This is a genomic window from Cuneatibacter sp. NSJ-177 (assembly GCF_022867805.1).
Classification (GTDB): domain Bacteria; phylum Bacillota; class Clostridia; order Lachnospirales; family Lachnospiraceae; genus Pseudolachnospira.
Genome location: NZ_JALIFO010000009.1, coordinates 1 through 14488, shown reverse-complemented (window position 1 = coordinate 14488; position 14488 = coordinate 1). Strand labels below are relative to the sequence as shown.

8 protein-coding genes are annotated in these 14488 nt (G+C 55.7%); 5 read left to right on the top strand and 3 right to left on the bottom strand.

Features of this window, described 5'->3' with window-relative positions:
• Window positions 1-27: 27 nt before the first annotated feature.
• The 3 genes from MUB23_RS14575 (at window position 28) to MUB23_RS14565 (ending at window position 7658) form a co-directional block, all read left to right on the top strand.
• The gene (locus MUB23_RS14575) at window positions 28-2973 is read left to right on the top strand and encodes a molybdopterin-dependent oxidoreductase (RefSeq protein WP_244801349.1); all 2946 of its coding nucleotides are present in this window, start codon (window positions 28-30) and stop codon (window positions 2971-2973) included.
• 281 nt (window positions 2974-3254) lie between these two features.
• Complete coding sequence (locus tag MUB23_RS14570) at window positions 3255-5522, top strand: pyridine nucleotide-disulfide oxidoreductase/dicluster-binding protein (RefSeq protein ID WP_244801348.1); 2268 nt, start codon at window positions 3255-3257, stop codon at window positions 5520-5522.
• A gap of 126 nt (window positions 5523-5648) precedes the next feature.
• Window positions 5649-7658 carry an HAD-IC family P-type ATPase gene (locus MUB23_RS14565; RefSeq protein ID WP_244801347.1) on the top strand — a complete coding sequence of 670 codons (2010 nt, stop codon included), beginning with the start codon at window positions 5649-5651 and terminating at the stop codon, window positions 7656-7658.
• A gap of 131 nt (window positions 7659-7789) precedes the next feature.
• Here the strand turns inward: MUB23_RS14565 and MUB23_RS14560 are convergent, their stop codons facing one another.
• Complete coding sequence (locus MUB23_RS14560) at window positions 7790-8437, bottom strand: potassium channel family protein (protein WP_244801345.1); 648 nt, start codon at window positions 8435-8437, stop codon at window positions 7790-7792.
• 18 nt (window positions 8438-8455) lie between these two features.
• Complete coding sequence (locus MUB23_RS14555) at window positions 8456-9799, bottom strand: TrkH family potassium uptake protein (RefSeq protein WP_244801343.1); 1344 nt, start codon at window positions 9797-9799, stop codon at window positions 8456-8458.
• Between the two features lie 211 nt (window positions 9800-10010).
• On the opposite strand from MUB23_RS14555, the gene MUB23_RS14550 reads away from it, so the two are divergent.
• Together MUB23_RS14550 and MUB23_RS14545 are read left to right on the top strand one after the other, a co-directional pair.
• Window positions 10011-12671, top strand: coding sequence for a sensor histidine kinase (locus MUB23_RS14550; RefSeq protein ID WP_244801342.1), 2661 nt, complete (start codon window positions 10011-10013; stop codon window positions 12669-12671).
• Entirely contained in the window at window positions 12668-13378 is a 711-nt protein-coding gene (locus tag MUB23_RS14545) for a response regulator (protein ID WP_244801340.1), read from the top strand. The genes MUB23_RS14550 and MUB23_RS14545 overlap by 4 nt, the downstream gene beginning before the upstream one ends.
• Before the next feature lies 1 nt (window position 13379).
• Here MUB23_RS14545 and ymfI read toward each other — a convergent pair whose 3' ends face one another.
• Complete coding sequence (gene ymfI, locus MUB23_RS14540) at window positions 13380-14114, bottom strand: elongation factor P 5-aminopentanone reductase (RefSeq protein WP_244801338.1); 735 nt, start codon at window positions 14112-14114, stop codon at window positions 13380-13382.
• Window positions 14115-14488 lie beyond the last annotated feature (374 nt).

The window sequence follows — 14488 nt, the reverse complement described above, 5'->3', positions numbered from 1 at the left end:
TTCCGTCAAGAAAGAAGGAGGATTGGAATGGCATTAAGAAAATTATGGCTCAATATCAACGGAGCCGACCGAATGGTGGTCTGCGATCCAGAAAAAGACAGTCTGGCGGATGTGCTGCGGCGCATCGGCCTGACCGGTGTGAAGAAGGGCTGCGGGACCGGTATCTGCGGTGTCTGCAGCGTTTTGCTGAACGGCAAGGTGGTCCGCAGCTGTACCAGGAAGATGCGGATGATCAAAGAGTTTTCCAAGATTATCACCATCGAGGGGATCGGGAACCCGATGAACCTGCACCCGATTCAGCAGGCGTTCATCACCTGCGGAGCGGTCCAGTGCGGGTTCTGTACGCCTGGCTTTATTGTCTCATCCTATCAGCTTCTGCAGGAAAATCCCGATCCCACCAGAGAAGAAGTCCGCGCCTGGTTTAAGAAGAACCGGAATTACTGCCGGTGCACCGGCTACAAACAGATCGTGGACGCCGTGATGGCGGCGGCCAAGGTGATGCGCGGCGAGGCCACCATGGAAGACATTACCTTCCACGGGGATGGAGAGCGGTACTACAACTCCAAGCTGCCCCGGCCCAGCGCTTTGGCTAAAGTCTGCGGCACCCTGGACTACGGCGAGGATATGAGTCTGAAAATGCCGGACGACACCCTTCATGCTGCACTGGTGCAGCCGAGAGTGACCCATCATGCGAAGATTCTAAACATTGATATTTCCGAGGCGGAGAAAATGCCCGGCGTTGTAAAGGTGATTACGGCCAAGGACGTTTATGCTCTGGGCGGCAATAATCTGCTGAACCAATATGTGGGACACCCCCGGTCCAAAGTCACCCGGCCCACCCGGCCGATCATCTGCGAAGATAAGATTTACCGTTACGGCGATGTGATTGCCGTGGTGGTGGCGGATACCGTGGAACATGCGCGGGAGGCGGCGAAGCAGGTGAATATGGAGTACGAGCAGCTGCCGGAGTACCTGACCCTCTTGGATGCGGTCCTGCCAGATGCGCAGCAGATCCATGAGGGATTTCCGAATATCTACATATCCCAGCCGGTCAAAAAGGGAGAGGAGGCTGCGGATGTCATCGAGGAATCCGAATATTTCGTGGAGGGAAGCTTCAAGACCCAGCGCCAGCCCCATCTGAACATGGAGGGGGATATCGTCATTGCCTACCGGGATGAGGACGGCAAGATGACTCTGGAATGTAAGTCTCAGGGAATCTACCCGAACCTGATGGTGATGGGGAAGGGCATCGGCCTGAAGCAGGAGGATCTGCGCATCGTGCAGCATGGAGGGATCGGCGCCAGTTTCGGCTGGTCCATTGATTCTTCGTCCTTTTCGCTGGCCGCGGTCGCCTGCATGGCTACGGGAAGGCCCGTCTCTTTGGTGATGTCCTGGGAGGAGCATCAGCACTTTGTGGGAAAACGTTCGTCCTCCTACACGAATTGCCGTCTGGCCTGTGATAAGGATGGCAAGCTGACCGCAGTGGAATATGACATCGGCGTGGATCACGGCGCTTATGTGGAGGGCGGCGACTCGATCATCAGCAAATACATGCACTTCGGAGACCCTTATGTGGTACCCAATGTCCGCGGCCTGGTCCGCATGACCACCACGAACCACAATCATGCCACCGCGTGGAGGGGTTACGGCATCCCTCAGATCAGCACCGGAATGGAAGGCCTGATGGATATGCTGGCCGAGAAAGTAGGAATGGATCCTTTTGAGTTCCGCTACCAGAATATTCACCGCGAGGGCCAGCGCTCCGCCAACGGCACGGAATTTGAAAAGCCTCAGTACGAGCGCCTGATGGATATGGCCCGCCCTTACTATTATGAGTGCAAGGAACGCGCCCAAAAAGAAAGCACCCCAGAATTTAAGTGCGGCGTGGGCATTGCCCCGATGTTTTTTATCCCTTTGGGAAGCGTGAAGGACAAGGCGGAGGCCAGATTGGAGCTGAAAGAGGACGGCCGGTTTTATGTGTACAATACATATCACGACATGGGGCAGGGCGGCGATATCGGAAGCCTGGCCAGTACCCTGGAGGCTTTAAAGCCTTTGAATCTGAAACCGGAGGATGTGCAGCTGGACATCAATGACTCTCAGGACTGTCCAAACAGCGGAATCTCCGCCGGAAGCCGCTCCCACTTCATGAACGGAGGCGCAATCCATGAGGCGGGAAAACTTCTGCTCGCCGCGATGAAGAAGCCGGACGGCACTTACCGGACCTATGAAGAGATGAAGGCGGAGGGAATTCCGACCTCTTACACCGGCCACTTTGACATCACGTCGGAGAATTACAGCCGCATGGATTACAATACCGGAAAAGCGGAACGGCAGCCAAAGCCCATGACAGGTTTCTGTGTGGCTGAGGTGGGCGTGGAGACGAAGACCGGGAAGCCGAAGGTTCTAAGCATCCGGGCCTGGGCGGACTGCGGCGTCATCGCCAACTATCTTTCCGCCGAAGGGCAGGCCTACGGAGGATTTGCCCAGAACATCGGTTATGCTTACACCGAAGATTACAATGATGTGAAGAAACATGCTAATATCATTGGCGCGGGCCTGCCGTCCATCGATGAGGTTCCCGACGATATGGAAGTCACCTGGATTGAGGATAATCCCTGCAAGAAAGGGCCTTTCGGCTCCAACGGCCTGTCAGAATGCTTTTTCGGCGGGGAACACAATGCGTTTTTGAACGGAATCTACGACGCCACGGGCGTGCGGATCTATGAGCTTCCTGCCTACCCGGAGAAAATTAAGGAAGGGCTGGAGAAGATAGAAAGAGGAGAGCGGACCGATCCGCCTGCCAAGTATTTCCTGGGCTCCGACTTTTATGATGAACTGGAGGAGCTTGAGGCGAATCCGGTTCCGGCCGACTGGATGCAGCAGATGATGGCTGCCATGGCTGCGGATGAGGCAAAGGAGAAGAAAGCGGATAAAAAGGAGAGCGAGGACGCCGGAATCGTGGAGATTTAGGCGGGGAAAGAACTTGTTTTTGGCTTCCTTTGAGGTACGATTAAAAAAAGGAGGCCGGCTGGGTCTGCACCTTGTCGGGCTGTTTTAGAAAAGATTTGGGGTTTTTGACCCGGTTTGCGTTGCTGCCGCCTTGTTTTGCCGAGGCGGCAGCAGCTGTATCTGTGGGATTAGGACTGCGGGACGCTTTGAGCCGCCATCACGGAGAAAGCCGCGGGAGCGATTAAATCCGAGGGATGGAGACTACGGATAGGATAGGTAAAAAAAATGGGGAGGAATGAGACATGGAAAAAAATAATTTTTTGGATGAATTAGAGCGCTGTACGCACGGACAGGAGTCCCCCTGCGGCTGTGCGTGTCCTTTTTCTTTTCCGGTACGGGATTTTATCGACAAAATCCGGCGGGGAAGTTTTGGCGCGGCATTCCGCCTCTATCGGAATGCGGTGGTTTTCCCGGATTTGGTTTGGAGGCTTTGTCCCGCTCCCTGTGGGGAGGCGTGCAAAAAAACGTTGAATGGAACGCCGGTATTCCTGCCCTTGCTGGAGCGGGCGGCGGCGGAATTTGCCCGCTCTACGGATCCGATCCGTTATAACCTTCCGAAGAAAACAAAGCGGGCGGCTGTGGTGGGAGCGGGGCCTGCCGAACTTGCCTGCGCGCTGAGGCTGGCGGAAAAGGGGTATCCGGTCACGGTGTACGAACAAAGCGGACGGCTCGGCGGGGCCTTTTTGGAGGTCCTTTCCCCGGAGATTGTGGAACGGGAAATTCAAAAGCAATTTCAATATACCGCCTGCGTCTTTGTGAAAGACACCAGGATCAGCCGGATCGAGGAACTGGACGCCGAAGCGGCATATCTGTGCACTGAATCCGGTATCGAGGCAAAGGGGGAGGGCGCCCTCGTCTGTCCTGGTGGCAAGAATCCGGTGGAATCCATCGCAGAGGGAATCCGTGCGGCGGGGGAGATCGAATGGTATCTTCAGACAGGCGCCTGGAAAAACAGGAAACAGCAGGAGGCGGATGGATCCCGGCCGGGACCGGGGGAAGAGAGGGCGGCCGATGTGACAAAGGGGGATTTCCTGCGCATCGCTACGGAGAAAGAACGAGGAGAAGGCAGCCGGGCCGAGGAGAGAGAACGATGGGAAGCCGCCTGGAGCAAGGAGCAGGCAAAGGCGGAAGCGGAGCGGTGCACCCGGTGCGACTGCACCGCCTGTATGGATGCCTGCGTGCTGCTGCGCCAGTACGGCTCGCCTCCCAAGGACTTGGAAAAGGATGTGAAGCTTTCCCTGAATATTTTTCCGGAGACCCAGGGACGGGCGGCCATGCGGGAAATCGGTTCCTGCAATAACTGTAATCTCTGCGGAAAGCTCTGTCCTTCCGGAATCCGCATCGGTGATTTCCTCCTTCAGGCCCGGACGGATCTGTGCTCCTCCGGGATCCTTCCGCCTGCCCACCATGAATACTGGCTGCGGGATATGGAGTTTTCAAATTCAGAGGAAGTTTCCATGTTCTATCAGCCGGAGGAAACGGCTTCGGACTATCTGTTTTTTCCGGGCTGCCAGGCAGGGGGATCGGATCCTCGTTATGTCTCCCTGACCTATGAGAGGCTTTTGGCCCGCTATCCGAAAACGTCCCTGCTGCTTCGCTGCTGCGGAGCGCCTGCCCTCTGGGCCGGAGAGGAGGCGGCGTTTGGGAGGGAGCTGGAACAGATCACTCTGTACTGGAGGGAAGCGGGGAAACCCGCCGTGATTCTCGCCTGCCCCACCTGCCACCGGATTTTCCGGGAGTATCTGCCGGAGATACCGGTAAAAATGGTATATGATCTGCCGGAGATCTGGACGGGGATGGCCTCTCCCTTTGAAGAGGCGTCGGTATTTGATCCCTGTGCGAGCCGAGATTACCCAAAGATGCAGGCGGCTGTGCGGGAAATGGCGGCAGAATGCGGGGTGCGGCTAAAAGAGCTGCCGTATTCCGGGGAAAAAGCCCAGTGCTGCAGCTGGGGCGGCCACGGGTATGTGGTAAATCCGCTGTTTGTCAAAACCCAGGTAAGGGAGCAGATTTCCCAGAGCGGCCTTCCCTATCTGACTTACTGTACCAACTGCAGGGATATCTTTTCGATTCAGGGGAAGGAGTGCCGCCATATCCTCGATCTGCTTCTCGGAATCAACTTCGAAAACCGTGAAGTACCGACCATCACGAAGCGGAGGGAAAACCGGAGGAAATTAAAGAGGGAGCTGGCGGAGTGTTATCTTTCTGGGACGCTGCTGTTCGAGAATTCAGGAAAGCAGGAAAACAATATTTTGACCATGACAAAGGAGCTTTCGAGGAAGCTCAGCGAGAACTTGATCCTGGAGGAGGATATCTGCCGGGTCATCGAGGACTGCGAGAAGAAGGGGCGGTATCTGCTGGATGCGGAAAGCGGGCATCGGATCGGGCACTTAAAGATCGGGCTTCTCACCTATTGGGCGGAGTATGGGGAAGGCGAGGGCGGCCTTTATTCTCTCTATGGGGCATATTCCCACCGGATGGCGATACAGGGGGAGGATGAGGCAGGCTAAAAAATACAAGATGAACGGAGGGATTCTTATCTTTATTCAATTTTAACAGATCACCCATTAGCTTAATAGCACATTTACCTCTTTGCCCTTATAGTTAAATAAAAGAAAACGAAGGGAAGTGAGGTTATGCGTATCCATAAACTGAGAAAGCTCTACCAAAGCGGCTGGCTTAGCCGGGCATTCGGGCGGACGGTCCGGAAGTTTACCTGGAAAGAAGAAAAGCGCAGACCGGAGATCCTGATCTTGCTGGCGGTCGGGTTGGCCTTGCTTTTGCTGGGCGCGGCCGGAGGTGTTGGCTGGATCCCGGTACCCGTGCGGCCGGCGGTGGGAACGGCGGCGCTTCTCCTCTTTTCCGCCTTTGCAGTGGGATTTGCGGAAGCAGCCGCCGAGGAAGCAGGGCGCTGGCTGGAGCCGCGGGTGCCGGGGCACCGGGAGCAGACGGCGCATCTTTTGGTTTCGCTGGAGGAGCTGGACCATGTGCAGGAAGTGGATGCGTTCGACCTGCGGACCGGAGATTTGGTGCTGGTTTTGGCCGGGGAGTTGGTTCCGGCGGACGGCCAGGTGGTAAAAGGTGCCGCGTTGGTGGATGAAAGCGCCGTTACCGGGGAATCCGCGCCGGTGTTCCGGGAGGCCCATGGCGGACGGGAATTGGTGACCGGCGGGACAGCGGTCCTTTCCGACTGGCTGGTGGTGCGCGTGATCCAGGACGAAAGTATGGGATTTCTGGAACAACTGACGCAGGAGGAAGAACATACCGTAAAACCGCCGGAATGGAAGACCAATCCGCTGCTGTCTTTGTGCCTGGTTTTGTACCTTTTTATCCTGATTGCCGCGGCAGTGCAGATGCAGGGGAAAAAGGGAATCGTCCCGCTCACCTTTTTCGTCTTGCTGGCTGCCGGGCTGGCGCCGCTCTCCCTGTTTGCTTTATTCACCGCCGCAGAGGCTGCGGCCCGCAAATATTTAAATGTGGACAATATCTGGCTGAAAGATCCTAAGCTTCTGAGATCAGCCGAGCAGGCAGACATTTTACTTTTGGACAAAGCCGGAGCGGTTTCTCTGGTGGGGCGTCATGCCACGGACTTTTTGCCGGCGGAGGGGATTACGCCCCGCGAACTGGCGGATGTGGCCCAGCTGGCTTCCCTGGCCAATGAGACGCCGGAAGGGCGGAGCATCGTGGTGCTGGCGAAAAAGAAATTCGGGCTGCGGGGTCGGGAGGTTGGAAATGTTAGGCTGGTGCCCTGGGATTCGGATACCTGCCTGGCCGGAGCAGACCTGCCGGACGGACAGGTCCGCTTGGGGCCGGAGAGGGCGGTGTCGCCGTATCTGAGGGAGGAAGAAGAAACTTCCCGCTGCCGCCGCCTGACGGCGGCAGTGATGCAGCAAGGGGGCGAGCCTTACCTGGTGGAGAAAAACGGCAGGCTTCTCGGCGCAGTCTGCTTAAAGGCGATGGCCAAGGAAGGGATTCAGGATAAATTCCGCTGGCTGCACCGGCGGCAGATCCGGACGGTTCTGATGACCGGGGACGGCGCGGTGGGAGCCGCGGCGGTTGCGGCGGAAGTGGGCGTGGACGATTTCCTGGCCGGTGTGACGGCGAGAACGCGCTTAGAGTGGGTGAGAAAAGCGCAGGAAGACGGCGCGGTGGTGGCCATGGCCGGTACGATCGCGGAGGAAGCGCCTGCGCTGGCGCAGGCGGATCTGGCCCTGGCGCTCAACAATGGATGCCCGGAGGCGCGGCAGGCGGGAAATATGATCGATCTGGACTCCAATGCCGCCAAGCTGGTGGATGTGGTCGCGCTGGGTAAGAAGCTGGAGCTGGTGAAAGCTTCCATTGCCTCTTACTCGGCTTTCCGGATCATCGGCAGCGCCGTTCTATTTTTCCTGGCGCTCGCCGGAGCGCTGGGCGGCGTCCTGAAACCGGAGGATCTGCCGTCTGCCGCCGCTGCCGCGGTGACGGTGGAAATTCTTTCGATTTTTGCGGGAACCATTCTGATCATCCGGAGCATCTTCCGCGGATCGCTTCCGGAGCGGGGACAAAAAAAGAAATGTTGCCTGGGATTTGGGCTGATTGGATTGGCCGCGGGGGTGCTGGGAGGCGCGCTTTTGGGGAGGCTGTTTATTCTGACCGGGATCTTCTAAGGGCGGATATCCTCTTCTCTGGATAGAGGAACGGAAAAAAGAAAAATCCCGGCTGCCCGGCAGAGAATTTTGCCGGAAGCCGGGATTTTTGTGCGGGATGGGATTCCTGAATCTAAAAAAGGAATGCTACTTTAAATCTGGAGAAATTTGTTGATGTCCTTGTTGGCGCCCAGGATCAGCATGCTTTCCCCCTCTCGGAAAATGTGATTGGTCTTGGGAAGGGGCTCCAGGACATTATCACGCTTGACGGCCAGAATGCTGACGTGATATTTCTGGCGGACGTTCAGATCGAGTATGGTTCTGCCGTACCAGTTGTCCGGCACAGGCGTCTCATAGATCGAATGATCCGGCGTCAATTCAATGTAGTCGAATACGTTGTCGCAGCTGTACTTTACCGCGGCCCGGATCGCCATCTCTTTTTCCGCGTACACCACATGGTCCGCCCCGTTTCGAAGCAAAAGTTTGGCGTGGATGTCCCGGTTCGCCCGCGCCAGGATAAAAGGCGCGCCGTAATCCTTCAGCAGAACCGTGGTTTCCAGGGAACTTTGGAAACTGTCGCCGATGGCCACGACGCAGAGGTCAAAGTTTCGGACGCCGAGGGACTCGATGAACTGCTCATTGGTGCTGTCGCCGATCTGTGCGTTGGTGACGTAGGGCAGGATCGCGTTGACCCGCTCTTCGTTGCTGTCGATTGCTAAGACCTCATGTTTCAGCTCCTGAAATTTGATTGCCATATGGCGGCCGAACCGGCCGAGGCCGATCAGTAAAATGGATTTCATAATAACCTCCCTTGTGCGTTACCCCACGCTGATTTTTTCCTGGGGCATCTGTGACGGAGCCGGATTGTGGCCGTTTGAAACCGCGTAGAGCATGGTCAGGCCGCCGACCCGCCCAAAATACATGAGCAAAATAAGAATCAAATGAGACGGAAGGCTTAACGTGGTGGTGATTCCTAGTGTCAGGCCGACCGTACCGATGGCAGAGGCACATTCAAACAGAGAATCCGTCAGGGCGACATTGTCGAAGAGACAGATCAAGATGCTGCCGGTTAAAAACAGAACAATATATAGGGTGAGGATGGTGACAGCGTTACGGAGCGTTTCGGCGGGAACCCGGCGGTGAAATCCTTCGATCCCCTCCTGCTTTTTAAAAACGCTGCGCAGACACAGGAAAACCACGGCCAGCGAGGTGGTCTTGAAGCCTCCGGCCGTGGAGCCGGGGGAACCGCCGATCAGCATCATGCAGATCATAATGAGGATGCTGATACTGTGCAGCTTCGTCAGGTCTACTGTGTTGAAGCCTGCCGTCCGGGGCGTGACCGCCTGGAACAAAGAGGCCCAGATCCGTTCACCCAGTCCCATTCCGGCCCATTCCGGCCGGCTGAATTCAAAGAAGAAAAGATACAAAGCCGGGAGGGCGATCAATAGCAGCGAGGTCGCCAGGACTAGTTTCGTCTGGAGCCGGTAGTTGTGAAAACGCAGCTTGTTCTGCCGGATATCGCTCCACACGAAGAATCCGATGCCGCCGATGGTGATCAAAAGCATAATCGGCAGGTTGATCAGGGGATCAGCGGAAAAGCCGGTCAGAGAGGAAAAAGCTTCGTTTTGTCCCATCAAGTCAAAGCCGGCATTGCAGAAAGCGGAGATGGAGTGGAATATTGCGTACCAGATTCCTTCAAGGCCCATTTCCGGGCAGAAGCGAATCGCCATCACGATAGCTCCGGCGCCCTCAAAACAAAGGGTGGCCTTTACGATGAACCCGGTCAGCCGGATGATTCCGCCCATCTTGGGAGCGGAGATGGATTCCTGCATGACAAAACGCTGCCGCAGGCCGATTTTTTTTCCAGTGGTGATGAAGATGGCGACAGCCATGGTGACAACGCCCATGCCTCCGATCTGGATCAAAATCAGGATCACGGCCTGGCCGAAAAGGGACCAGTGCTGGTACGTGTCAAAGACAATCAGGCCGGTCACGCAGGTGGCCGAGGTGGCTGTAAACAGCGCGTCGGGAAACGCCGTGATTTCTCCGCTTTTTGAAGAAATGGGAAGCATCAGCAGCAGGGCGCCGGTCAGAATCAGCAGCAGAAATCCAATCATGATGATCTGCGCCGGACTGATCCGGTTTCGTTTTACAAGTGACATGGTTACTCCTTCCGTCCGCCTGGGCTGCAGGTTTGAGTAGCACCAGCATAGCACAAGGGGCATTAATACAATATTAAAATTCTGCGGAAGATATAAAGACCGTATTAAGACCGGTTTTTTCAGTGGATATGAAACTTGGAACAACCGGTAACAATGTGTTATACTGAAATTCAACATACATCCTAGCATAGAAATGGCCGGAGGGCAATCCATGAATGTAAATCACTCGAAATGGCCGGAGCCGCAAAGCCAGGGAGAAGGCGGCCGGCCGCTTCGAAAAGGAAAGCTGAAAATTTATCTGGGCTATGCTTCCGGCGTGGGGAAGACCTACGCAATGCTTTCTGCCGCCCAAATTCAAAAAGATCAGGGCAGGGATGTGGCAGTTGGATTTCTGGATTCCGGATGCTGGCCGGAAACAGAGGCGCTTGCCGCCGGGCTGGAACGGATCCCTGCCCGGAAGGAACCGGTTCGGGAATTCGACCTGGACGCGGCCTTAAAACGCAGGCCAAGGCTTCTGCTCCTCGATGAACTGTCCCATGTCAACGCGCCTGGCAGCCGTCACCGCTACCGGTATCAGGATGTGGAAGAAATTCTGAGAGCCGGGATCGACGTCAGCACCACTTTAGATGTCCAGCATCTGGAAAGTTTAAAGGATGTCGTTCTGAACGCGGCCGGAATTTCTGTAGAGGACCGGGTTCCGGATCACTTTTTTGATATGGCTTTTCAGGTTCAGCTGGTGGATGTGGATCCGGAGGAGCTTTTTTCCCGCCGCAGAGAAAAACGAAAAAGAGATCCTGCCTGCCAGGAGCCCTTATTTGAAAACCGAAAGAACCTGGCTGCTCTTCGGGAGATTGCTCTTCGAAGGCTGGCCGAGTGGATCAGCCGTTCTTCGGAATCCATCGGAAAACCGTTGGTGCCGGAGGCCGGGGAGCATTTGTTGATCTGCCTTTCCGGAGCGCCTTCCAATGAAAAGGTGATCCGCACCGCAGCGCGGATGGCCGAGGCCTTCCACAGCGGGTTTACCGCCCTTTATGTGGAGACTCCGGACTCCGAGCGGATGGATGAGGAGAGCCGGAGGAGGCTTCGGGAAAACCGGAGGCTTGCCGAGGAGCTGGGGGCGAAGATGGCCACCGTATTCGGCGGCGATGTGGCGGCTCAGATCGCCGAGTACGCCAAGGTGAGCCGGGTCTCCAAGATTGTGATTGGCCGTTCCGCTCCGTCCCGGCATTTTTTCCTCCCGGAAAAGACGTTGACGGACCGCCTGAGCCAGTTGGCGCCCGACATGGACGTCTATGTAATTCCGAATCAGAAAAACTCCTCGCAGCACAGGAACCGGCGGCTGCGGATGGGAGAACGCTTATCCTGGAAAGATCTGGGGAAAACTTTGTTTTTGCTTCTTTTGGTATCCCTGGTGGGGCTGGGCTTTTACCGCGCCGGTTTCAGCGAGGCAAACATGATTACGGTCTATCTTTTGGGAGTGCTGTTTGTATCCATCTGGACAAGCACCTGGATCTATGGAATTCTGGCCTCCCTGGCCAGCGTGCTGTTGTTCAACTTCCTTTTTACCGTACCGCGGTTCTCTTTCCGCTTTTACGATGCCAGCTACCCGGTCACCTTCCTGATTATGATGTCCGCCAGCCTTTTAGCCAGTTCCTTGACTATGCGGGTGAAGGGACAGGCTGTTTTGGAGGCGCGGAAAGCTTACCGCACCGAGGTATTGCTGGAGACCAGCCAGCGCCTGCAGGAAGCGAGTCAGCCGGAGACGGCGCTGCAGACCATGGCCGAACAGATGCAAAAACTGTTGGACCGCCCGGTTTTGTTCTATCTTCCCGGAGAAAACAAAGAGCTGGAAGAACCGTTGATTTTTCGCATCAAAGACCGTCCGTTTCAGAGCGCCTATACCGGCGAGGAGGAACGGGCTGTGGCGCTGTGGGTCTACCGGAACGATAAACATGCCGGGGCCACGACCAACACACTTTCCGGGGCAAAACTTTTGTACCTTTCGGTCCGTGGACAGAAAAGCGTGCTGGCCGTGGCGGGAATCGTGATGGAAGGCTATCCGGAGATGGACGCTTTTGTAAAAAATCTGCTCTTGGCCATGCTGGACCAATATGGCCTGATGCTGGATAAAATATCTTCCGACCGGGAAAAGCAAAAGGCCGAATCCAGGGCTCAGCAGGAAGCGCTGCGCGCCAATCTGCTCCGCGCGATTTCCCATGACCTGCGGACCCCTCTGACCAGTATTTCCGGCAATGCCGATATCCTGATTCGAAATTCCAAGATGCTGGATGAAGAAAAAAAGCAGGCCATCTATGCCAACATCAACGACGACGCCATCTGGCTGGTGAATCTGGTGGAAAACTTGCTGGCCGTCACCCGGATTGAAAACGGCGCCATGGCCATCCATATGGAGCCGGAGCTGATGGATGAAATTTTCCACGAAGCGCTCCACCACCTGGACCGGAACATCTCTGAACACCAGCTTTCCGTGGAGCTATCCGATGATCTGCTGATGGCGCAGATGGATGCCAGGCTGATCGTCCAGGTCCTGATTAACTTGATCAATAATGCGGTAAAATATACGCCCGCCGGATCCCATATTCAGTTGAAAGCAGAAAAAAAAGAAGATTGGGTTCTGGTCCAGGTGGCGGACGACGGTCAAGGAATTCCGGATGAGGCGAAACTTAAAATTTTTGATATGTTTTATACGGCCAACAACGACTGGGGGGACGGCCGCCGGAGCCTTGGCCTGGGGCTTGCCCTCTGCAAGTCCATCGTTACGTCTCACGGCGGTAAAATCGGCGTGAAGGATCATTTCCCCCACGGCGCCGTATTTTACTTTACACTGCAATCTGCGGAGGTAGAACTATGAACAAACCACTGATACTCGTGGTCGAGGACGACACGGCGGTCAGCAGCCTGATCACTACAACGCTGGAAACCCAGTCTTATCAGTATCATACGGCAAAAAACGGGGCGGCCGCCATTTTGGACGCGGTCACCTATCATCCGGATGTCATTTTGCTGGATCTGGGACTGCCGGATATGGACGGCGTGGAGATCATCAAGAAAGTGCGGGGCTGGAGCAACACGCCGGTCATCGTGGTCAGCGCCCGGTCGGAGGACCGGGACAAAGTGGAAGCTTTGGATGCCGGGGCCGACGATTATCTGACCAAGCCCTTTAGCGTGGATGAGCTTTTGGCGCGTCTGCGGGTGGCTCTGCGCCGGGTCCGCTATGACGGACAAAAGACAAATCAGGAATCCAGCCAATATGAAAATGGGGATCTAAAGATTGATTACGCCGCGGGCTGCGTGTACCGGGAAGGCCGGGAAATCCATCTGCCCCCCATCGAATACCGCCTTCTCTGTCTCTTGGCGAAAAATACCGGGAAGGTGCTGACGTACAATTATATATTAAAGGAAGTTTGGGGAAATGCGCTGCCGTCGGATACGCCGTCTCTGCGGGTGTTTATGGCAACACTGAGAAAGAAAATCGAGCCGGTTCCGTCGGAGCCCCGGTATATTCAGACCCACATCGGGATCGGTTACCGGATGCTCCGTGTCTCGGAGAATTCGTAAATCAGATCCAGCCCCCGTCCAAGCGGATGACCTGTCCGGTGAGATAGTCGTTTCCTTCCGCCAGCTGCCAGACCAGATGGGCCACCTCTTCCGGAAGCCCCATGCGGCCCGCCGGGATTTCCGCCAGGAGATCCTGCTTTTCCTGATCGGACAGGAAACGGTTCATGTCCGTGTCGATGGCGCCGCAGGCAATGGCATTTACCTGGATATTGCTGGGGGCAAGCTCTTTGGCCAAGGCTTTGGTCAGCGCATTGATGCCGCCTTTGGCCGCCGAGTAGGCCACCTCGCAGGATGCGCCGACGCAGCCCCAGACTGAGGAGATATTGATGATCTTCCCGGAGTGATTCCAGAGCATGCCGGGAATCGCCTCTTTACATAAGGAATAGACAGCGGTCAGATTGGTGCCCACCAGGTTCTGCCACTCGTCCCAGGTTGTATCCTGCAACAGGCCGATATGGGAGATCCCCGCGTTGTTCACCAGGACTTCGACGGTGCGCCCGGTTTCCCCGATGGCGTCGAAGAGGCGGCCGGCAGTTTCTTTTTCCGCGAGATCGCCGGTGAAAAGAAGGCAGTGAATCCCGTATTCTGCGGTCAGCTCAGCCCTCAGCTCTTTAAGCAGATGGGTATTTTCCCGGCAGGTCACGGCCAGGTCATAGCCGCCTTCGGCAAAACGCCGGGCGACGGCGCGCCCAATTCCGCGGGAAGCGCCGGTGATCAGTGCAGTTTTATTTTTCATGAATGTGTCTCCTTCATAACTATGAAACGAAGCGAAGCGGACTGTCCATTTTATAGGAATGTGAAACCGGACGTTCCGAATGGGATACAATAGATAGGAAGAGTATAACATCCGAAAGTTCACTTGTATAGAGGGGAGAAAATTGGTATACTAAAAACAAGGCATCCGGGCGGCTGATCCATTTCAGGCGGCCGCTGCCGGAAGAAGCTCCGGCCAAGTTGGGACGTCTTGTACTTTGGAGGCGGAAATGAAATTGGCTATGTCACAACAAACAGTTGATAAATAGCCATTTTTATAGGGGAGTATCAGAACTCCCCTACAAACTGTTATTTGCAGTTATCTATACTCATTTGGAATTTCGATATGAAGTGTCT